The organism is Vibrio sp. 10N.247.310.23 (assembly GCF_041467155.1).
Lineage (GTDB): Bacteria > Pseudomonadota > Gammaproteobacteria > Enterobacterales > Vibrionaceae > Vibrio > Vibrio crassostreae_C.
The window spans coordinates 14,060-37,296 of the sequence record NZ_JBFSTZ010000018.1 but is presented as its reverse complement, the minus strand read 5'-3'; the positions used below and the strand labels follow the sequence as shown (position 1 = coordinate 37,296).

Sequence of the window (23,237 nt, the reverse complement as noted above, 5' to 3'; positions counted from 1 at the left end):
AATGCAGCCTAATGGCTGCATTTTGATGAAGAATTAATCTTCCAGAAACGTCAGAGAGTTCACTCTATGGACGAGGAATTGCGGTTCTCCATGATTTCCACTCATCTTCGGCTTGAGGATAGAGGTAGAAAGACTGATCTTCGCTTGCTACTGGTTGAAGTTCATTTGTCGGTGGCGTTGAGAATGTAATACCACCTCTTAACAAGCTGTCTACCGTTCCGGCTTTGATGTTTGCGCCTGACAGGCCGATAGAGACATCGACGCCCGACACGTTCCAGAACACGGTGTTTGCGCGGATTAGATACGCGTAGTCAGGTTCTATTTGAATCGTAGATATGATGCGATCAGCAAACTCGCCCAGCTGAACATCTATAACACTGCCAATTTCTAGTTCACGGAATAGGATAGGTGTACCTTCAGATACTGAGCCGCGCGTTTCGCTTTGCAGTTGGAATATCTTGCCTTCAGGCTGCACAGGTCCTTTGCTAAGCTCAAATTTCGTGTTTCTTTCACCTTTGCCCGGGTCTACGTTGATGTGTTTAGAGAGCAGCGCAGAGACGTTTTTGATGCCATTAAGGCCAATCTCAGGTTCTGCCAACCAGAAGTGACTGTTCGTCACGGCAATCTTGTCGACGTACTCAGGTAAAATACGCGCAGTAATCTCAATACCGCCCTTGTTGAAGTTCGGAATCACCAAAGTAACCTCACCAACAGTGACACCTTGATATTTGATCGCCATGCCCTTGTTGACTTCTTGATCGCCAGAAGAGGTGATAGTAATCGCGCGGCCAAATTTTCGAGCAGATTTTGAATCTTTGTAAAGCTTCCACACGTCACCAAGTTTGTTGTCGATTCCCGGCAGAGAGTCAAAAGCAATACCGCCTTGGATAAGGGTTTTAACTGGTGCCGCTTTAATGCTGATACCCGATAGCGACGCATCAACCTCAACGCCTGATCGGTTCCAGAAAACAGTGTGCTTGTTGAGTAAGTGTGTGTAACGATTTTCGATTGTGACTTTGATTCTTACGCCACCGTCGGCAAGCTGAAAATCAGAAATACTACCCACTTGTAGGTTGCGGTAGAGGAGTGGACTGCCTTTAGAAATTGAAGGTAACTCACTGGCAAACAAAGAAAGTGTCTTTGAACCAGACTGATTAAACTTAGCAATTTCTGCTAACGACTTACTTTGGAAAAGTTGGTAGTCCGTTCGAGCTTCAGATTTACCTTCACTCGCAAAGCTAATCGAGCCGGTAAGAAGCTGTTTTGCTGGTGGGACCGTAACACTCAAGCCTGATTCGGTTAGCTCTGCAGTCGCACTACCTGTCACAAAGAAACGGTTGTGGCTTTTGATAAGGTGCGCATACTCATTATCGATAAGTGCATCCATGAACACTTCGTGCTTATCAGAGCCCGTACCAACACCATCGACTAAGCCCACTTGGATGATAGAGCCAACAGCAATACCTTTGTAGAGCAGTTGTGTACCGACATCCAGTCCGAACGAATTGTTTGAGGTTAAGCGAATCGCAACGGATTTCTCTTGTTCCTGACTGAATTCGTTCTTACGGATCGCAGTAAATCGACGGGCTTTTTCACCTTTGCCCGGTACCAAGGTTAAAAAGTTACCTGTCACTAAGTTTGCAATGTTTTTCATGCCAGTAAGCGATAGTTCAGCTTCTTCTAGAACGAATTTACTGCCGCTATTTAAAAAGTCACTGAATGCAGGCTGGATAGCAGCGGATGCGACCACGTTTTCACGTCCTTCGCTTAAAGATAAGTCGGTGATTTGACCGATTTCAATGCCGCGATACATGATCGGAGCGCCCGTTGCACTGATCTTGTTATCATCGGGAACAGCGATCTTGATAGAGATACCACGACCTGCTGTTTTCAAATCTGGGTAAAGTTTGAATTTGGTGTTCATCTCGACAGGCTGACCTTCTCCCGGAGAGTCGACCGCAATTGAACCGCCAAGTAGCGCACTGAGGCTTTCTAAGCGCACGTCAACACCTGAAAATCCAATACTGGCACCTAAGCCACTTACATTCCAAAAACGGCTTTGGTCGGTAATGATATGGCTGTATTCATCTTTAATCGACGCTTGAATCGTAACGGATTTCGCGTTGTCGTTTAACTGGTAGTTGTAAACCTCACCAATTGGGATTTTACGGTAAACGATTTGAGAACCAACAGATACGCCACCCAGATCTTTGGTCGTCAGTGAAATATTCAAACCTTCAGAAGCCAGTAAATCAGAAGGGGAGGATTCTAACGCTTGGAAAACGGTTTCTGGGTCTTGTTTGGTTTCGCTCGGGTGGATAGCAATATAGTTACCTGAAACAAGCGCGTCCAATCCTGAGATACCCGACAAACTAGCGGTTGGTTTTACTAGCCAAAACCGTGTGCCTTTTGAGAGTAGCTTCTTCGCTTCTGGGTAGATGTCAGCATCGACATAGATGCTCGATAGATCTTTGGATAAAGTGATGTCACGCACCATACCCACCTCTAAGCCTTGGTAACGAATCGTTGTTCGACCTGCGACTAAACCTGCGGCATCTGAGAAGTATATCTGCACACGTTGTCCAGCATCGTGTATCGATTTCATGACCAACCAACCGGCTAAGGCGACGGTTAATATCGGCAGAATCCACAAAGGTGAGATGCCTTTGTTTTTCCTTACTTCTGGTGAATATGACGTTTGTGATTGGTTATCGTTGTTCATTCACTGACTCATCTTTAGAGGTGTAGTTATCCCAAATTAGCCTAGGATCTAAGCTTTCCGCTGCTAGCATCGTGAGAACAACCACGACGCCAAAAGCGACTGCACCATAACCTGGTGTAAAGTTTAAAATTTGTCCGCGGTCGACCAAGGTCATCATGATCGAAATAACGAATAGATCCATAACCGACCATTTTCCCACCCATTTCACGATGAAATAGATGGTCATACGTTGTCTGTGGTAAATCGTACGCTTCATCTTGATACAGATTAAGATGTACGCGAGGCCCAGTATTTTCGCGACGGGAACGACGATACTGGCAATGAAAATGATCGCTGCAATGCCATACATATCGCTATTTATTAGCGACGCGACACCGGAAATTATTGTGTCTTCTAGCCTTTGTCCGTTGGTGATAAGGATAGAAATCGGAATGACGTTGGCTGGCACAATAGCCACGGATGCGGCAAATAGCAGAGCCCAAGTTTTCTGTATAGAGTAGGGCTTGCGGTGATATAAGTCATGGTGACAACGCACACAAGTATGACCGTCAGGCTGAGATAGGTGACAGTTGTGACAGTGTACGTTCTTACTCTCAGCAAAAGAGTATTCGGATTCTTTTGCCCAAGCTTCCCAGTAGCGACGTACACTGATACGGCTTACTAGTAATACGCTGAAAAGCTGCAGAAGAATCAGGCCAATCAAACCAGGGCCGACGAAAATGTCAGAGTAATCTTGCAGTTTGAAACATGAGACCGCCAAACTTACCAGAAACACATCCAACATCATCCAATGTTTGAGAGTCTGAATAATGGCTAATGCATAACGAAAGGGTGTAAAGATCTTAAGACGCAGTGATGCATGAGTGATGAGTACCGAGGTGCACACGAGCAACGGAGCGATCGAACTGCAGAACAGGATCAGCAAACCAAGTAGAGGAAAGCCTTCGCCCATTAAGGTAAAAACACCCGATGGTAACGTCGCGGGTATCATGACGCCAATCAGGCGAATACTGATGAATTCAAAAAAGTGCGATGGGATAAACAGCAATAAGCAGGTAATTGCGATTGCTAGGTTTCCAGAGAGCCTAGGGGTACCGCCTCTATAAAGCTGAGTTCCGCATCTTGGGCAGTAAGCTGATTTCCCTAAAGGGATGTCCATTTTATCTACGGGAAGTTCGCAGCCCTGGCAAAGACGCACTGAACTGCTGTCGCATTGGTGTTTTGTTGATAAAGGGTTGGTTACGGATGGGGAGGTCACGCGACCTCCCAAGTTGAAACGTAAGTTAGGTTAGCAACCCGACTTAAAGACTCAGAGCCGCAAACATCAGGCGTGCGATTGCACACTGCCGTAGAGTGTTTGATAGAGTCCTTGTTGTTCAACCAATTCACCATGTGTTCCCGTCTGTGTGACTTGTCCATCTTCTAAAACATAGATTAGATCGGCTTGTTTCACCGCTGATAATCGATGAGCCACTATCAAAGTTGTGCGATCTTTCAAAAACTCGCTCAACGCTTTATGCAGTGCTGACTCTGTTGCTGTATCGAGTGCAGATGTCGCTTCATCAAGAATAACAAACTTAGGATTGCTCAGCACCATACGAGCTATTGCTAAGCGTTGTCGTTGACCACCAGACAGTCGAACGCCATTCCTACCAATTTGTGTATCTAAGCCATTGCTCAGTTGCTTGATGACATCTTGCATTTGAGCGACTTCAAGCGCACGCCACAACGACATTTCGTCGTATTCAGCACCAAGGGTCAGATTATGCCTTAATGTATCGTTAAAGAGTATAGGTTGTTGTAAAACAACGGCAATTTGATTGCGTATTACATCAAAGCTGATGTCATCGGTTGTTTCACCGTTATAGCGAATGCAACCTGAGTCTGCTTGGTAAACCCCAATCAGCAACTGGATTAACGTAGATTTACCCCCTCCACTCGCACCGACCAAAGCGACTTTTTTACCTGCAGGGATGTGCAGCGATAGCCTATTTAAAACAGTGTTTTCTAATGTGTAAGAGAATGTAACGTCTTCGATGTCGACTGTCACTTCTTGATCTTCAGTAAATGGGTTCACTTTACTGATAGGGCGCTTCTCTTCTTCTAACTGAAGAAGATCGTTGATGCGTTGCAGTGCCGCTTTCGCGCTATACCAAGAGAATTGAATCCCTAGTAGCTCTTGAACTGGGCCTAACATGAACCACAAGTAGCCAAATACCGCGAAAATCTGACCAATGGTTAAGTCACTGAATAACACCATTAGCATCGCGACGGCACGGAAAAGCTCGAAACCTAATAAGAAGAGTAGAAACGAAACACGGCCAGCAGCTTCAGATTGCCAAGCGTATTTGTCGGCGTCGATTCTTACTTGGTTTGCTTGAACCTTAAGCTCATCGAGAAAGATACGCTCTTTATTCGCCGCGCGCAGTTGGTAAATGCCATCTAAGGTTTCCACCAAACGGTTTTGAAAGCGCTCAAAAGATTGGTTTTCGTATTTCTTAAGGTGTTTGACCCTGCTGCCTAGTTTACGGGAGAAATAAATCACAACAGGATTGACCAGTAAAATGAACAACCCTAAACGCCACTCTAGCCACAACAGCACGATCGCTGTACCGAACACGGTCAGGAAGCTGATGATAAATTTAGAAAGAGTCGAGCCAATGAACTTATCTATTGTCTCTATGTCTGTTATTAGGTGGGCGTTGATACCGCCGCTGCCTTTGGTTTCGTATTGTCTAATACTGATGCGACCAAGCTTATCTATCATCTTGCTGCGCATTTGATAGGTAATTGTTTTGGACACAAGCGTAAACTGACGCCCTTGCAGAATGTTCAACGCTTGGCTAACGGAGCGCATGATAATCACTAACAACAAAGTTAGTGCTATATAGCCAGTCGGTGTTTGTAATGAAGATGGAAGTAGGTGGTTCATCATCTCTAAGCCAGAAGCAGGCTTATCAAGTAATACTTCATCAACCATTAATGGCATGAGCAACGGGATAGGGACACTGATGAGAGTTGCAAGTATGGCAATAATGTTAGCAAACAGTAATTTGGACTTGTGTTTTTTTACTTGAGTTATTAACCAAGAACGGCTAATAGTGTCTTCTGAATTGTTCATTGTAATGAGAATAAGTCCTATTTAGTTTGATGACCGCATTCTACTGCGTTCTCTTGATAATGGAAGTCTCAATTTAATTGGAAGTTAATATGAAAATAGAACATTACCAACGCTTAACCAAACAAGCCGTTGCATTAATTGAATCAGAAACCGATCTAACTGCTAATCTTGCTAATATCAGTTCTTTATTATTCATGGAATTGGATGAATTGAATTGGGCGGGTTTCTATTTAATGAAGCAGGATCAAGCTAAGGAAAAAGACGAACTTGTACTGGGTCCTTTCCAAGGTCAACCTGCTTGTGTGCGAATTCCGGTAGGGCGTGGAGTGTGTGGAACTGCGGTTGCGACGAATACAGTTCAGCGCATTCATGATGTTCATGAGTTCGAAGGTCACATCGCTTGTGACGCTGCAAGTAACTCAGAAATCGTTATTCCGTTCTCGATTGGCGGAAAAATCGCGGGCGTTCTTGATATTGATAGCCCAAATGTTGGTCGTTTTTCTCAAATTGACGAGGACGGATTGACATTTTTCATGGCAGAAGTGGAAAAGCTGCTTAATTCGCACGCGAACAAGGCATAAATTATTCTCTTACTGTGGTTTTTCCCAAGCATCTCTCTATAATACGTAAAAATATTTTCTTAATGCTCGCGGAAAACCGCAAAAACCAGGAACCCACATGGAAAACACTGAAAAGTTAAAAAACAGCAAAGAAGTTATCGCATATATTGCTGAATGTTTCCCTAAATGCTTTACTCTAGAAGGTGAAGCGAAGCCACTTAAAATTGGTATTTTTCAAGATCTTGCTGAACGTCTAAATGAAGACGAAAAAGTAAGTAAGACTCAGCTTCGTGCAGCGTTAAGACAGTACACATCATCATGGCGTTACCTGCACGGCGTAAAAGCTGGCGCAGAACGTGTTGACCTAGACGGCAACGCGTGTGGCACACTAGAAGAAGAGCACGTTGAACACGCTAAAGCTACACTTGCTGAAAGCAAAGCGAAAGTTCAGGCTCGTCGTAAAGAACAAGCACAAAAAGCTCGTGAAGAAGGCAAAGCGAAACCTAAGGCGAAGAAAGCTCAACAGCCTCGTCGTCAAGCGCCTAAAGCACCAAAAGTAGAAAAGCCTGTAGAAACACGCGCTTTGAACGCTGACGAATTCATCGCTGGCAAAGAAGTAAATGTGAACATGGGTAAAGGAAACATGGCTGCGACCATTGTTGAAATCAATAAGGAAGATGTGCGTGTTCAGTTAGCAAACGGCCTACAAATGGTTGTTAAAGCGGAGCACTTGCGCGCTTAAAGGAGATACTCCTACGCATGAAATGCCGTTCAAAATTGACACTGATTGCTGCTAGCTTTTGGCTAGCAGCTTCAGCTCAGGCTCTTGAAGCCAAATTAGATCAGGACGATTTACCTCTACTCGCTCCTGAGGTCCAACACGAAACTGCTAGTAAACGTGTTACTTCTCGATTTACTCGTTCTCACTATAAACACTTCAATCTCAACGATGATTTCTCTCAAGCTATCTTTAATCGTTACTTAGAGATGCTGGATTATAATCGTAATATCTTCACTCAAGCTGATATTGACTCTTTCGCTGCGTCATCTATACAAATTGATGATCAACTGAAAGCAGGCAATAACCAGATTGCATTCGATGTTTATAATTTGTCTATGCAGAAGCGTTTTGAACGTTTTCAATATGCATTGTCTTTGCTAGATACAGAGATTAAGTTTGATACCGATGAAAGTATTGAGCTCAATCGTAGTGAAGCTGAGTGGCCAAAAGATATCGCTGAAGTGAATGAGCTTTGGAGAAAACGCGTTAAATATGATGCGTTGAATCTAAAACTTACTGGTAAAGAGTGGCCAGAGATTCAAGAAGTTTTGGAAAAGCGTTACAACAATGCGATGAAGCGTATTACGCAATCGCATAATGAAGATGCTTTCCAGATCTACATGAACGCATTTGCGCGTGAAGTTGATCCTCACACAAGTTACCTTTCTCCAAGAAATGCAGAACAATTCCAATCTGAGATGAACCTATCTCTAGAAGGTATTGGTGCTGTGCTTCAGATGACAGACGACTACACCGTTATTCGCTCTTTAGTTGCTGGTGGCCCTGCGTCAAACAGCAAACAATTGAGTGATGGAGACCGCATTGTTGGTGTTGGTCAAGATGGCGAAGAAATTGTTGATGTTATCGGCTGGCGTTTAGACGATGTAGTACAACTTATTAAAGGCCCTAAAGGGACCAAAGTTAAGCTACAGATCTTGCCAGATGGTAAAGATGCAAAAAGTCACGTTGTCACAATTGTTCGCGATAAGATTCGTTTAGAAGACCGCGCTGTTAAATCAGAAGTGATCGAGAAAGACGGCAAGAAAATTGGTGTATTAGAAGTACCAAGTTTCTACGTTGGCCTTTCTAAAGATACCGATAAACTGATCACCGAGCTTAAAGAGCAAGGTGTTGAAGGTATTATTGTTGACCTCCGAAACAACGGTGGTGGTGCACTGACTGAAGCAACTGAACTCTCTGGTTTGTTTATCAAAGAAGGACCTGTTGTTCAGGTTCGTGATAGCTACGGTCGTGTCAAAGTGAACAGCGATACTGATGGTCAAATCAGTTACCAAGGCCCGTTAACGGTATTGGTGAATCGCTACAGTGCTTCAGCGTCTGAAATCTTTGCAGCAGCGATGCAAGATTATGGCCGTGCAATTATCTTGGGTGAAAACTCTTTCGGTAAAGGTACGGTGCAACAGCATCGCTCTTTGAATCATATTTATGATTTGTTCGATAAAGAGTTAGGCTACGTTCAATACACAATCCAAAAATTCTACCGAATCAATGGTGGTAGTACGCAAAACAAGGGTGTAGTACCTGATATTGCTTACCCAACGCCAATTGATCCTGCAGATACTGGTGAAAGTGTTGAAGACAACGCTCTTCCTTGGGACAGCATCGACAAAGCGAAGTACTCAGTGTTACAGCGTAACGATGAGCAGATCGCAGCGTTGACGGCTAAACACGAAGCTCGTATCGCAACAGACATGGAATTTGGCTTTATCGCGCAAGATATTGAAAAATATAAGGCAGATAAAGACGACAATGACCTTTCTCTGAATGAAAAGGTTCGTCAACAAGAGAGTGATGATGCGGATGCGCTTCGTCTAGAGCGTATTAACCAACGTCAAAAAGCCGCTAAGTTAGAGGCATTTAAAACGTTGGATGATATTCCAAAAGACTACGAAGCCCCGGATGCTTATCTTGATGAATCAGTTGCTATCATGCTGGATATGATCAAGAAATAAACAAAATACCTGTTATAAGGTGATTGTTTAAAGACGTACTATTTGAAAAGCGAGCTTAGGCTCGCTTTTTTTGTATCTGTGTTCTTGCCTCGAATAATGTCATGTTAACGGCATGCTTCCTCGCTTTTTAACTTGCTGCAGAACCACTGTTATTTGATTTTCGGCTGTGAAGTACACTGTAAAAATAACTAAACTTAAGTATTATTTTTCGAGTGATAATGACATTTAAGTTACTTCGCACTTAAAATTTAGTGACTTAGATCATATTTTTTCGCTTTCTATTCATTACGTGCCTAAGCTTAAAGAAAACGAGGGGACGCTTATGAAATGGATTCTACTATTTTTATCTTGTTTAAGTTTTGTGGCTTTTGGGAGCGAGGTCGCTTCGAGTAGCCAACAATCAAAAAGTGATAGTAATCTATCTCATTTTGACCTTCCTTTGCTGCTTGGTGATTGGTATTTGATGAATCCTGATCCTGAGCAAGGCACTGAAAACTTTAGAGCGATCAAGCTCACTCTTGATTCAAACTACTCATTCACTATCGATATCCAAAAGAAAGACTACAGTGTCGATCATTGGGAAGGTTTGTATAACGCCAATGAAGACACGATTATTTTGGGTTTGAATACCTCAGAACCTCAGGTTTACGCGTACAGCAGTAATCACAACATGCTGAATCTTAACGGTGTTATGTTCACCAAGGCCTTGCCAAATGCATTGGCGGGAATCTGGTCCAGTGCCCAACTGTCTGGAAGCGATCTACGTGCGAGTAACATTCAAAAAATGGATTTAGTCCTTCAGCCGGACTTTATATTCATGTTCCGAGTATCAGATGAAGAAGGTGGTGAAGTCATTCGTCGCGGGGTGTATTACACAGAAGGCGATCAACTAGTGTTACTTTATGAGAACGGTGAACACGGCACTCGATATACACTGAACAGCGATGTGTTAACGCTGCAAGGTGAAGAGGGAGATATGTTTGCGGTACTCAATCGCATTCGATAATCGTGAGTTTTAGCAGTAACGGCGTACTCGTTGATAATATTGTGCACAGTTCATTTCTTAGGCGTTCCTGTCTGATTTGATTGATAAAATAGCAAAACATGGAGGCATTTTCTTACAATGCCTCCTTTTTTTAATATTCCCCTTGTTTTATTGGCGCTCAACCTTTAGATATATACAGTTAAAAAATAATTACGTATAACGATCAAAAGGAACCCGTCATGGCACATACACCTCAAGCCAAGTATCGTAAAGATTATCAATCACCATCTCACACGATTTCTGAAATCGATCTTACTTTCGATTTGTACGATTCAGCATCCATTGTTACGGCTGTTTCTAGTGTTAAGCAGGAGAAAGACAGCACGACATTAGTACTTGATGGTGAAGGCTTGAAGTTGGTTTCTGTTTTGGTTGAAGGCAACGAATGGACTCAGTACGAGCAGTCTGAAACTCAACTTACGCTGAATGACCTTCCAAAAGAATTTACTCTAACCATCGTTACCGAAGTTAACCCTGAAGGGAACAGTGCACTTGAAGGCTTGTACAAGTCGGGTGGCGCGTTCTGTACTCAATGTGAAGCTGAAGGTTTCCGCCGTATCACTTACTACATGGATCGCCCAGATGTGTTGGCGAAATTCACTACAACGGTAATTGCAGACAAAGCAGAGAACCCATTCTTATTAAGTAATGGTAACCGTGTAGATGAAGGTGAAGCTGAAAACGGTCGTCATTGGGTGAAGTGGCAAGACCCACATCCAAAACCAGCGTACTTGTTTGCTTTAGTAGCGGGTGACTTTGATGTACTTCGTGACGCATACACTACACAATCGGGTCGTAAAGTTGACCTAGAAATCTTTGTTGATAAAGGCAATCTAGACCGTGCGAGCCACGCGATGGTTTCTTTGATTAACTCAATGAAGTGGGACGAAGAACGTTTCAATCTTGAATACGACTTAGACATCTACATGATCGTAGCCGTTGATTTCTTCAACATGGGTGCGATGGAAAACAAAGGCTTGAACGTATTCAATTCGAAGTTCGTTCTAGCAAACGACCAAACTGCAACGGATACAGATTACCTAGGTATTGAAGCAGTAATCGGCCATGAATATTTCCACAACTGGACAGGTAACCGAGTGACGTGTCGCGATTGGTTCCAGTTAAGTCTGAAAGAAGGCTTAACGGTATTCCGTGACCAAGAATTCTCATCTGATCTTGGTTCTCGCGCAGTAAACCGTATTAACAATGTACGTATCATTCGCGGTCCACAATTTGCAGAAGATGCTAGCCCAATGTCTCATCCAATTCGTCCAGAAAAAGTGATAGAAATGAATAACTTCTATACTTTGACAGTGTACGAAAAGGGCAGTGAAGTGATCCGTATGATCCACACATTGTTGGGCGAAGATGGTTTCCAAAAAGGCATGAAGCTGTACTTCGAACGTCACGATGGTACGGCTGCAACATGTGAAGACTTCGTCGCGGCAATGGAAGATGCGTCGGGCGTTGACTTATCTCAGTTCCGCTTATGGTACAGCCAGTCTGGTACGCCGACGCTGTCTGTTGAAAGTAAGTACGACGCAGAGAAGAAACAGTACACGTTAACAACTCGCCAAGTAACAGCGCCAACTCATGAGCAAACGGAAAAGCAGGCTCTGCATATTCCTCTTGATATCGAGCTGTACACAGCTGCGGGTGAAGTTGTTGAGTTACAATGTAACGGTAAGCCAGTTCATAATGTATTAGATGTGAAAGAAGCAGAGCAAACGTTCGTGTTTGAAAACGTTTCTGAGCAACCGATCCCATCATTACTTCGTGAATTTTCTGCGCCAGTGAAATTGGAATATGACTACTCAGATGAAGAACTGATCTTCTTGATGGTGAATGCTCGCAATGAATTCTCTCGTTGGGATGCGGGTCAAATGCTATTAGCGAAGTACATCCGCAGTAACGTGGAGAAAGTTCAGCAGGGTCAAGCGTTTGAGCTTTCTGATTCTGTTGTTGATGCATTCCGTGGCGTACTGCTGAGTGATTCACTAGAGCCTGCGTTTATTGCAGAAATGCTTTCTCTACCAAGCCACAATGAAGTATCGGGTTGGTACGAGCGCGTTGATATTGATGCGGTCGCATCGGTTCTTAACTCAATGAAAGTCACACTAGCTGCAGAACTTGAAGACGAGTTAGCGGCGGTTTATCACAGCCACGCACTAACAGAATACACGGTCGATCACGATTCGATTGGTAAGCGTACTCTACGTAAAGTTTGCCTAAGTTACTTAGCACATACAGAGCAGGGTAATGACTTGGTTGTTGCGATGTACCAGCAAGCAAACAACATGACAGATACGATGGCAGCAATGGGCGCGGCAAACAGTGCACAACTACCATGTCGTGAAACCTTGATGGTGGATTACAGTGACAAGTGGAAACACGATGGTCTTGTTATGGATAAGTGGTTTGCATTGCAAGGTACAAACCCAAGTTCAAACGCACTTGAAGTGATCAAAGCGTCGATGTCGCACCAGGCGTTCAGTTTGAAGAACCCGAACCGTACCCGTAACTTGGTCGGTTCATTCTTAAACATGAACCCGGTTCAATTCCACGACAAGTCTGGTCAAGGCTATGCATTTGCAGGCGAGATCTTACGTGAACTGAACAGCAGCAACCCGCAAGTGGCTTCACGTCTGATTGATCCACTTCTTAAATTCCGTAAGTACGACGATGAACGCCAAGCTCTGATCAAAAAAGAACTAGAGACGTTAAAGAACATGGACAACCTAGCAAAAGACTTGTTTGAGAAAGTGACGAAAGCACTAGAGGCTTAAGTCAGCGCGCATTCAGGTAACTGTTTGCTAATAAGCGGTTTACTAATAAACTGTTTGCTACAACGAAAGGTCATCAGTGGTAGAGAATATCTGCCACTGATTTTTTGTTTCTGGTTCATCGAATTTTCGATAAGCTAGAGCAGCTTCAAGTTCAGTTTCACCGTCAGACATCTAAAAGTGCCAAAAAACACTAGCACTGTATATTTATACAGGTATCGTATGAATCGCTATATTTTCCAACTTAACATCTCATATCAGCAGTTTTTGGCCAGCTATTCTGGTACGGCAAGTAAAGTTCAAGTGATAACAACAACAGGTTTACGCTTACAGTTACCTGCAACTCGGTTCAGACCATTTCTTACACAAATAGGGGTTAGAGGGCAGTTTAGGCTGACAACTGACCAAAAAAATAAGTTTATTAAGTTAGAAGCTCTGTAAACCTTGGCGTGCCTAGTGAGTTAAAAGGAATCTTAATCACATAATCAAACATTTCAGCTCTTACCACCTCCAAAACAATTAACTATTTTTCAATAATGCTTTTACAATAAATGAATGCATTACCTTTGCTTAACTCGTTAGTAGAAAAGCGCTCAACGGCACGTTTCAAACACCAGATTAAGTGATCCCCCTAATAATAAAATATAATTCTAATTGTGGAGTGTGACTATGACCGCACGTGAAACTGTGGTTCCAGTTTTACTTGAAAAAGTTTACAAGCTGATTCAAGACAAACTTGACCTTGCTCATCGACCTCTCGTAACTCAACTTGCTCAACACTTGTTTAGTAACGTTTCTCACGACGATCTAACTCAGAGAAACGAATCCGATTTATATGGTGCTGTAGTTAGCTTATGGCATCACATCAATGAAAAGAAAGCCGACGAAATCTCTGTACGCGTATTCAACCCGACGGTAAGTCGTCAAGGTTGGCAGTCTACTCATACTATCGTTGAGATAGTCGTTCCAGACAGTCCATTCCTTGTTGATTCCGTAAAAATGGCATTGACTCGCCTAGACCTTTCTTCTCACCTTATGCTTCATAACCCAACACAAATCTCTCGCTCAGATAAGGGCAGTGTTGTCGGTGTAAGCAATAACGAAGGTGCATTCCAATCGCTTTTCCATATCGAAGTTGACCGTCTGAGTAGTAAAGCTGAAATGACAGCACTTAAAACGGAGTTGCTGGATATCTTTACCGACACTAGCTTAGTCGTGAACGATTGGTTGAAAATGGTTGAAAGACTTGAAGAAGTGACCAATCAAGTTGAACAGCAAAAAGAGAGCATTCCAGTAGACGGCCAGCGCTTTGATGAAACGTTGGCGTTTCTTCGTTGGTTAGGCCAACACAACTTTACATTCATGGGTTATAAGGAATATGACCTAGTTTCAGTTAACGGCGACACTGAACTGCAACCGACCAAGGAGCAAGGTCTTGGTTTGTTTGCGAACTCAGATCGTGTACGTAACGTTAAGCTATCTGAGTTTTCTGATTCGGCACGTCTTGAAGCGAAAAAGCCTTATGTGCTTATCGTAACCAAGGGCAACACGGCTTCACGCATTCACCGCCCAGCTTACAACGATTACATTGGTATTAAGAAGTTCGATAAGAACGGTAAGGTCATTGGTGAGCACCGCTTTACTGGTCTTTACACATCTGCCGTTTATAACCAAACCGTTGAAACGATTCCTCTTGTTCGCGAGAAAGTAGAACGTATTTTGGATGCGAGTGGTTACCGTGAAGGTTCATACTCTTACAAAGCGCTGCACAACATTCTTGAAAACTACCCACGTGATGAACTGCTGCAAGCTCGAGAAGAAGAGCTACTAGAAGTCGGTACGGGCGTAGTACAAATGCAAGATCGCGATCTCCTGCGTTTGTTTGTTCGCAAAGACCCGTTTGGTCGTTTCTTTAGCTGCATGGTTTACGTAACAAAAGATCGTTACAACACTGAGCTTCGTCGCCAAACACAGCGCATCTTGAAACAGTACTTTGGTTGTGAAGAAGAGGTTGAATTTACAACGTACTTCTCTGAAAGCCCGCTAGCAAGAACGCACTATATTGTTCGTGTTGATAACAACAACATGGATGTGGACGTGAAAACAATTGAGCAAAATTTAATGGAAGTATCGTCTACGTGGGATGACCGTCTGTCTGAATCTATCATTGCAAACTTCGGTGAAAGCAAAGGTCTTCCATTGTCGAAAGAGTACATGCGTGCATTCCCACGTTCGTACAAAGAAGACATGATGCCAGGTTCTGCTGTTGCCGACATTGAACGTTTAGAAGCGCTAAGTGAAGACAACAAACTGGGTATGCTTTTCTACCGTCCTCAAGAAGAAGCGGCAGATTCAAAAGCCGTTCGTTTGAAGTTGTTCTACCACAGCGATGAGCCAATTCACCTTTCTGATGTTATGCCAATGCTTGAAAACTTTGGCCTACGCGTTATCGGTGAATCTCCATATGAAGTGCGTAAAACCAACGGTGTGACCTATTGGATCCTTGATTTCTCTATGCTGCACAAGAGCGATAAGACCATTGATCTTCGTGAAGCTCGCGATCTTTTCCAACAAGCCTTTGCGGCAATCTGGGCGGGTGAGTTAGACAGCGATGGTTTCAACCGCTTAGTACTTGGCGCTGGTCTTTCTGGCCGTGAAATCTCAATCTTACGTGCTTATGCTCGTTACATGCGTCAAGTTGGTTTCCCATTCAGCCAACAATACATTGAAGACACATTGTCTCATTACCCAGAATTAGCGAAAGGGCTAGTGAGCCTATTCGGCAAGCGTTTTGACCCGAAACTGAAGGGCAGCGTAAAAGGCCAACAAGATCTTATTAAGAAGATCACTGAACAGTTGGATCATGTAGAAAGCTTGGATGATGATCGTATCATTCGTCGCTACATGGAAATGATCACTGCAACGCTTCGTACTAACTACTACCAAGTAGACGAGAATAAGCAGTCTAAACCTTGGTTGGCTCTGAAAATGAGACCAAGCGAGATTCCAGATATCCCTGCGCCGGTTCCTGCGTTTGAGATCTTCGTTTACGCACCAGACATTGAAGGTGTGCATTTACGTGGCGGTAAAGTAGCACGCGGTGGTTTACGTTGGTCAGACCGTCAAGAGGACTTCCGTACTGAGATTCTAGGCCTAGTTAAAGCGCAACAAGTTAAGAACACGGTTATCGTACCGGTTGGTGCTAAAGGTGGTTTCGTTTGTAAGCGTCAACACATGATGTCTGGCCGAGACGAGATCTTTGCTGAAGGTCAACGTTGTTACAAGCGCTTCATCCGTGCATTGCTAGACGTTTCAGACAACATCATTGAAGGTGAGGTTATCCCACCTAAGAGCGTTGTTCGTCACGATGAAGATGACCCATACTTGGTTGTTGCAGCCGATAAAGGCACCGCGACATTCTCAGATCTAGCGAACTCAGTAGCTGAAGAGTACAACTTCTGGCTAGGTGATGCGTTTGCATCGGGTGGCTCTAACGGTTACGACCACAAAGCCATGGGTATCACGGCGAAAGGTGGCTGGGAATCGGTTAAACGTCACTTCCGCGAAATGGGTATTAACTGTCAAAGCACAGACTTCACTGCCATTGGTGTGGGTGATATGGCGGGTGACGTATTTGGTAACGGTATGCTGCTATCTAAGCACATTCGCTTGCAAGCTGCGTTTAACCACATGCACATCTTCATTGACCCGAATCCAGAATCAGCATCAAGCTGGGTAGAGCGTGACCGTCTGTTTAATCTGCCTCGTTCAAGTTGGGAAGATTACAATAAAGACCTGATTTCTCAAGGTGGTGGCATCTTCTCTCGCCGAGCGAAGTCTATCTCTTTGACACCTGAAATTCAGAAAATGCTGGGTACCAAGAAAGCATCAATGGCACCAAACGACTTGATCAAAGCGATCTTGTCTATGAAAGTTGATCTACTTTGGAACGGCGGTATTGGTACTTACGTTAAGTCTTCTAGTGAGACTCATACCGATGTGGGTGACCGTGCAAATGACGTGCTACGTATCGATGGCCGTGACCTGAAAGCTAAGGTTGTTGGTGAAGGCGGTAACTTGGGTATGACTCAATTGGGTCGTATTGAATACGCTCTAACGGGCGGTCGAGTTAATACTGACTTTGTCGATAACGTTGGTGGTGTAGATTGCTCGGATAACGAAGTTAACATTAAGATCTTCTTGAATGGCTTGGTGTCTAATGGTGATCTTACCGTTAAGCAACGTAACCAAGTTCTTGAATCTATGGAAGATGAAGTAGGTGAAATCGTACTAGACGACGCTTACTGCCAAGCTGAGTCTATCTCTGTTACTGAGCATCAAGGTGTAGGCTTAGTGAAAGAGCAAATCCGCTTTATCCACACAATGGAAAAAGCCGGGTACTTAGACCGTGGTTTGGAATACATCCCAGATGACGAAACGCTGCTAGAACGTGAGAAGCAGGGCCAAGCACTAACAAGACCAGAGCTATCAGTATTGATCGCTTACGGTAAAATGGTTCTAAAAGAAGATCTTGTGAGTGATGACATTGCGAATGATGAGTTCCATGCTCAACAACTGATGCAATACTTCCCAACAGAGTTACGCCGTAACTACTCTCAGCACATGGATAACCATCCACTTCGTGCAGAGATCATTGCGACTGCGCTTGCTAACCAAATGGTTAACGAGATGGGCTGTAACTTCGTGACTCGCTTGCAAGAAGAGACGGGCGCGAACATTGTTGATATTGCGAATGCTTACGCGGCATCACGTGAAATCTACGGCCTGGGTAAGGTATTGAAGAGCATCCGTGAACTGGACAACATCTCAAGTTCTGAAGCTCAATACGAATTGCTTTACCATGTACGTCGTACGCTTCGTCGTCTAGCACGCTGGTTGCTAAGAAACCGTACCGGTAAACAGTCAGTGAATGCATTGATTGAGCTTTACCAAGGTGATGTCGTCGCAATTACTGAGAAGCTGGATGAAAACCTAGTGGCTTCAGAAGTAGAAGAGCATCAAGCAATGGCTCAAGTATGGATTGACCAAGGTGTAAACGCTGAGCTGGCTAATTCAGTGGCTCGTTTGTCTAGCCTGTACTCAGCACTGGATATATCTACAGTGGCTCGTGAAACAGGTAAAACAGTACAGCAAGCGTCTAAGCTTTACTTCAACCTAGGCGACCGTTTGTCACTGCACTGGTTCTTGAAGCAAATCAATGGCCAAGCTATAGACAACAACTGGCAAGCACTGGCGCGTGCAGCATTCAGAGAAGATCTGGATTGGCAGCAACGCCAGTTAACTGGTCAAGTACTTAACTGTGGTTGTGCTTCAGATATCGATGTGATTAAAGCGCTTGATGACTGGATGGAAAGTAACTCTGTTTCTCTACATCGTTGGGAAAGCATCCTAAACGAATTCAAAGTAGGTTCTGTTCATGAGTTTGCTAAGTTCTCAGTAGCACTGCGTGAATTGATGCTGTTGAATCTAAACTGCATGTCAAAAGACTAGTTACTAGATAAGACGAAAAAGTATAAGGGCAGGCCAAAAGGTCTGCCTTTTTCGTTTCGGTAAAGTGGAAACAATAGGCCTAACGACTTTTGAAGAACAAACTTCGACGCAAACGTTGTTTGTTGTTAAGTGACCTGATGGCTGTACTAAGGTTGAGATTAGAAATGGCTTAATAACTTGAAGAAACGATAACGTTTGCTTAATAATGAACCTCATTCGTTAGCAAACTTGATTATCTTACCCTTACAGACAGTAATAGATTGAATAGTTGGGTAAATAAGTAAATAATAGCGCCCCGTTTACACGGGGCTTTTTTCTATCGGAGGCACAATGCTTTACCGTCTAGCCAGAACTGGCTTTTTCCAACTTGATGCCGAAAAGGCACATGATCTTGCAATTCAAAATTTCAAGCGCTTCACAGGCACACCTATTGATCTTTTGTATCGCCAACAATTACCTCACCGACCTGTAGAGTGCATGGGTCTTACTTTTAAAAACCCAGTTGGCCTTGCTGCTGGCCTAGATAAAAACGGCGAATGTATTGATGCATTTGGCGCAATGGGTTTTGGTTTCGTAGAAGTAGGAACAGTGACTCCACGTCCGCAAGCGGGTAACGACAAACCTCGTTTATTCCGTCTTGTTGAAGCTGAAGGTATCATCAACCGCATGGGTTTTAACAACCTAGGCGTCGACAACCTTGTTGAGAATGTTAAGAAGTCGAACTACGATGGCATCTTAGGCATTAACATTGGTAAGAATAAAGACACACCAATTGAAAAGGGCGCTGAAGATTACTTGATCTGTATGGAGAAGGTATATCAATACGCTGGTTACATTGCTGTGAACATCTCTTCACCAAACACTCCAGGACTTCGTTCTCTACAATACGGCGAAGCTCTAGACGATCTATTGTCTGAACTTAAAACGAAACAATCTGAACTGGAAGAGAAGCATGGTAAATATGTTCCTCTTGCTCTTAAGATTGCTCCGGATCTAAGCGACGACGAAATTCGCCAAATTTGTGAATCATTGATCAAAAATAAGATCGATGGTGTGATCGCAACAAACACAACATTGGATCGTTCAATCGTTGAAGGTATGAAACATTGTGATGAAGCGGGTGGCCTAAGTGGACGTCCTGTTCAATCTCGTAGTACTGAAGTAGTTCGTAAACTTCACGAAGAGCTGGGTGACAAACTGCCGATCATTGGAGTAGGTGGTGTTGACTCGTATGTTGCTGCAAAAGAGAAAATGATGGCAGGCGCTAAGCTTGTACAAGTTTACTCTGGTTTCATTTACAAAGGTCCAGGCCTTGTAGGTGACATCGTTAAAAATCTTTAAACGGCAAGACGCTTTTATTTCTGAAAAGCGACAATCTGGCATCGTCTTAATAAAAGAGACACTGTAACTCACTGAGTTGTAGAGAAAAGCGACAAGAAAGAGGAATTCATTTCCTCTTTTTTTTTGCCTATTGCTCAGTAAAATTACTGTAATTGAAGGTAATTTTGCGTTTTACCTAATGGAATGGTTCAACAGTGTGAGACGAAATGATGCTTAAACCTAGCGATACATGGAGTTGGTATTACGATGAGCAGCAATGTTCATTAATGCTAAACCTCGGAGAGGATATGATTTTCAAAACGAATCTGGTCCGCAATAAGCTGGTGGACTGCGCGTTTCGAGATAATGAATTCACCGTTGATGACGCATCTTCATACCAAACCTTCAAAGAACAAATTTCTGGCTTAGAACTGTCTGAGCCTCGTCAAGCTGAATTAGCACTCTATTGTGTGGCAGCAAAGCGTTTCCATAAGCCTGTACAGCCTAAGAGTTGGTTCTTCGACTCACAAGGTACTGGCCATGAATATCCTCAAGAAGGGGATATTGTACAAATGAATAACGAGCATAGCTTAGGGTATTTCATTGTATTAGAAGTGGGAGAGTGTGCGAGCCTATGTGCATTTGTTGACCTAGAAGAGTTCCTGTTAACGCCTTCAAAAGGACTGCGATTTGGAGACTCAATCAAGGTGATGCACGATAGAATGGTAGACGCGAACGCTATCCTTCATCAGACACACATAGCGATGGTAGGTTAACCTCTAATCTAGCACATCATTTCAACCACGCATCGCAGCACACAAACGTATAAACCTTCCTCAGAATCGGCTCATTAGCCGATTTTTTTGTGCCTAAAAAACCTCATCCTGATAAATACATCACGGCTTAACCATTTAAATAGTGAACTTACGACTATTTTTTCACCTTAATTTCTGCCCGTTTTCATCGCCAGAAGAGTAAATCTACCGTCTTTATTCCCTGTTTTTGGTCTTTTGTAGCTAAATTTCATCCATAAATCTCCTTTGGTATATACCAGTTTTGAGGTGAATATAAATTCACATTGCTACTTTGGTTAATAAGTGGTCAGAAATGAAGTTGGTTTGATAGGTCTTATGTTCTAAGGGGATGTGGGTAAGCGATCGCTTCAAGACTGTGCATTTGCTAGCCAGTTAGTCGAAAGATTCAATGAAAAGACGTGTTTAGTGTGATGCTCTAGTTACAAATTCAGGTATAATCGAACTCATTTTTATCAATAAAAGAACACTATGAATCAATATCTAGCGGTTACCTCAAACGGCCTTGAGAATTTATTAGTTGAAGAACTAACCCAACTAGGGATTACAAACGCAAAACCTGTTCAAGCAGGTGTTAAATTCAAAGCGACCAATGAGCAAATTTATCGTTGTTGTTTGTGGAGCCGTTTGGCTTCTCGATTTGTACGTGTCCTTTCTGAATTCACTTGTATGGACGACATGGATTTGTACCTATCAACCACTGCGGTTAACTGGGTAAATCAATTCCATAGCTCTAAGCGTTTTGTTGTTGACTTCAATGGTACGAACAACGAAATCCGTAATAGCCAATACGGTGCGATGAAAGTAAAAGATGCCGTTGTTGATTGCTTTGAGAAGAAGTCTTTACCTCGTCCTTCTATTAGCAAAGAGAACCCAGACATTCGTATCCACGTTCGTTTACACCGTGATAAAGCGATTCTTGGTGTTGATATGGTGGGTAGCGGTCTTCACCAACGTGGCTACCGTCCAGAATCAGGTCGTGCTCCGCTGCGTGAAACACTAGCTGCTGCAATCCTTCTTCGTAGTGGTTGGGATACAACGAAACCTTTCTTAGATCCTATGTGTGGTTCAGGTACGTTAGTGATTGAAGCTGCAATGATGGCTGCAAACCTAGCACCGGGTGTTAAACGTCAGAAGTGGTGTTTTGAATCACTAGAAGATTTCGAGCCTGAGCTTTGGGCTGAAGTTAAAGCAGAAGCGAACGTTCTAGGTCGTCGTGGTGTTAAGAAAGTGGAATGTAAGTTCTATGGCTACGACAATGATGAACGTATGATCAAAACTGCGCGTGACAATGCTCGTCGTGCCGGTGTTGAAGAGTTGATTGAATTCGAAGTAGGCGATGCTGCAAAGCTTAAGCGTCCTACAGAGTTTACTGATGGTGTGATTGTTTCTAACCCGCCTTACGGTGAGCGTCTTGGTACCGAGCCGGGTCTTATTGCACTTTACACAGCATTCGGTGCACAGCTCAAAGCTGAATTTGGTGGCTGTAACGCATCTATCTTCTCTAGCTCAGACGAGCTACTAAGCTGCTTACGCATGCGTGCAGACAAACAGTTCAAATTGAATAACGGTGCGTTACCGTGTCACCAAAAGAACTACTCAATTTCAGATCGTCCGATGTCAGAACGTCCAACGGGCGAGCAAGAACAGTTAATTGCTCCTGACTTCGCAAACCGTCTTAAAAAGAACATCGGTAAAATTGGCAAGTGGGCTAAGAAAGAGCAATTAGATTGTTACCGTATCTACGATGCGGACTTACCAGAATACAATGTAGCGATTGATGTATACCCAGGTCATCTTGTGATTCAAGAATACGCAGCGCCTAAAGATGTACCGGAAGAGAAGGCAAAACGTCGCTTAACCAATATCATCCGTGCTTCTATTCAAGTAACAGGCGTAGAAGCAAACAACGTTGTGCTTAAAGTTCGTCAGAAACAGAAAGGCCGTTCTCAATACCAGAAATTGGCTCAAGACTCATCGAACTTAGAAGTAAACGAGTATGGCGTTAAGCTGATTGTTAATCTTCATGATTACCTAGATACCGGGTTGTTCCTAGATCATAAGATCACTCGTCGTCGTATCGGTGAGATGGCCGCAGGTAAGGATTTCCTAAACTTGTTTGCTTATACAGGAAGTGCATCTGTTCATGCTGCTGTGGGTGGTGCTCGTTCTACAACTACTGTTGATATGTCTAATACCTACCTAGAGTGGGCGAAAGAGAACATGGAGCTTAACGGTCGTGTTGGTCGTCAACATCAGTTTGTTCAAGCTGACTGTCTACAATGGCTAGCTAAAGAGCAGGGTTCTTATGATCTGATCTTTATTGATCCACCTACGTTCTCTAACTCAAAGCGTATGGATCAATCTTTCGATGTTCAACGTGATCACATTCAGCTGATGGAAAACCTTAAACGTCTTCTTCGTGAAGAAGGCACGATTGTGTTCTCTAACAACAAGCGTCACTTCAAAATGGACTTGGAAGCTCTAGATGAGTTAGGTCTTAAGGCTCAGAATATCTCAGCGAAGACACTTCCATTGGACTTCTCTCGCAATAAGCACATTCATAACTGCTGGTTGATTACACATAAGTAGTTAAGAGATCGTATAAG

The 23,237-nt window shown here is 43.4% G+C and carries 13 protein-coding genes; 10 read left to right on the top strand and 3 right to left on the bottom strand.

Annotated features, from left to right (window positions below):
- Nucleotides 1-64: 64 nt before the first annotated feature.
- From AB6D93_RS14695 to AB6D93_RS14685, 3 genes are read right to left on the bottom strand one after another with little or no spacing between them, the layout of a single operon-like run.
- Entirely contained in the window at nt 65-2,722 is a 2,658-nt protein-coding gene (locus tag AB6D93_RS14695) for an MlaD family protein (RefSeq protein ID WP_102333358.1), read from the bottom strand.
- Nucleotides 2,709-3,992 carry a paraquat-inducible protein A gene (locus AB6D93_RS14690; protein WP_102333357.1) on the bottom strand — a complete coding sequence of 428 codons (1,284 nt, stop codon included), beginning with the start codon at nt 3,990-3,992 and terminating at the stop codon, nt 2,709-2,711. Before AB6D93_RS14690 ends, AB6D93_RS14695 begins: the two co-directional genes overlap by 14 nt.
- Before the next feature lie 54 nt (nt 3,993-4,046).
- A complete protein-coding gene (locus AB6D93_RS14685; RefSeq protein ID WP_102333356.1) occupies nt 4,047-5,843 on the bottom strand; it encodes an ABC transporter ATP-binding protein in 1,797 nt (598 codons plus the stop codon).
- A gap of 89 nt (nt 5,844-5,932) precedes the next feature.
- On the opposite strand from AB6D93_RS14685, the gene AB6D93_RS14680 reads away from it, so the two are divergent.
- From AB6D93_RS14680 to rlmKL, 10 genes are all read left to right on the top strand, one after another.
- On the top strand, nt 5,933-6,424 hold the full coding sequence (locus AB6D93_RS14680) for a GAF domain-containing protein (protein ID WP_019823239.1): 492 nt from the start codon (nt 5,933-5,935) through the stop codon (nt 6,422-6,424).
- A 97-nt stretch (nt 6,425-6,521) separates the two neighbouring features.
- The gene (gene proQ, locus AB6D93_RS14675) at nt 6,522-7,145 is read left to right on the top strand and encodes an RNA chaperone ProQ (protein ID WP_017057223.1); all 624 of its coding nucleotides are present in this window, start codon (nt 6,522-6,524) and stop codon (nt 7,143-7,145) included.
- Nucleotides 7,146-7,162: 17 nt separating this feature from the next.
- Nucleotides 7,163-9,157 (top strand): carboxy terminal-processing peptidase, encoded by a 1,995-nt coding sequence (gene prc / locus AB6D93_RS14670; protein WP_102333355.1) that lies wholly within the window; start codon nt 7,163-7,165, stop codon nt 9,155-9,157.
- A 322-nt stretch (nt 9,158-9,479) separates the two neighbouring features.
- Nucleotides 9,480-10,163 carry a hypothetical protein gene (locus AB6D93_RS14665; RefSeq protein ID WP_017059686.1) on the top strand — a complete coding sequence of 228 codons (684 nt, stop codon included), beginning with the start codon at nt 9,480-9,482 and terminating at the stop codon, nt 10,161-10,163.
- Nucleotides 10,164-10,381: 218 nt separating this feature from the next.
- On the top strand, nt 10,382-12,988 hold the full coding sequence (gene pepN / locus AB6D93_RS14660) for an aminopeptidase N (protein ID WP_102333354.1): 2,607 nt from the start codon (nt 10,382-10,384) through the stop codon (nt 12,986-12,988).
- A 219-nt stretch (nt 12,989-13,207) separates the two neighbouring features.
- Complete coding sequence (locus AB6D93_RS14655) at nt 13,208-13,426, top strand: DUF2835 domain-containing protein (RefSeq protein ID WP_081325156.1); 219 nt, start codon at nt 13,208-13,210, stop codon at nt 13,424-13,426.
- Nucleotides 13,427-13,654: 228 nt separating this feature from the next.
- Nucleotides 13,655-18,496: an NAD-glutamate dehydrogenase gene (locus tag AB6D93_RS14650; protein ID WP_017066961.1), complete on the top strand. Its 4,842-nt coding sequence runs from the start codon at nt 13,655-13,657 to the stop codon at nt 18,494-18,496.
- Between the two features lie 330 nt (nt 18,497-18,826).
- The gene (gene pyrD, locus AB6D93_RS14645; protein WP_017063847.1) at nt 18,827-19,837 is read left to right on the top strand and encodes a quinone-dependent dihydroorotate dehydrogenase; all 1,011 of its coding nucleotides are present in this window, start codon (nt 18,827-18,829) and stop codon (nt 19,835-19,837) included.
- A gap of 206 nt (nt 19,838-20,043) precedes the next feature.
- Nucleotides 20,044-20,592, top strand: a complete 549-nt coding sequence (locus AB6D93_RS14640) for a cell division protein ZapC (protein WP_017063848.1) — start codon at nt 20,044-20,046, stop codon at nt 20,590-20,592.
- A 507-nt stretch (nt 20,593-21,099) separates the two neighbouring features.
- Nucleotides 21,100-23,220, top strand: coding sequence for a bifunctional 23S rRNA (guanine(2069)-N(7))-methyltransferase RlmK/23S rRNA (guanine(2445)-N(2))-methyltransferase RlmL (gene rlmKL, locus AB6D93_RS14635; RefSeq protein ID WP_102333353.1), 2,121 nt, complete (start codon nt 21,100-21,102; stop codon nt 23,218-23,220).
- The last annotated feature ends 17 nt before the right edge of the window (nt 23,221-23,237 follow it).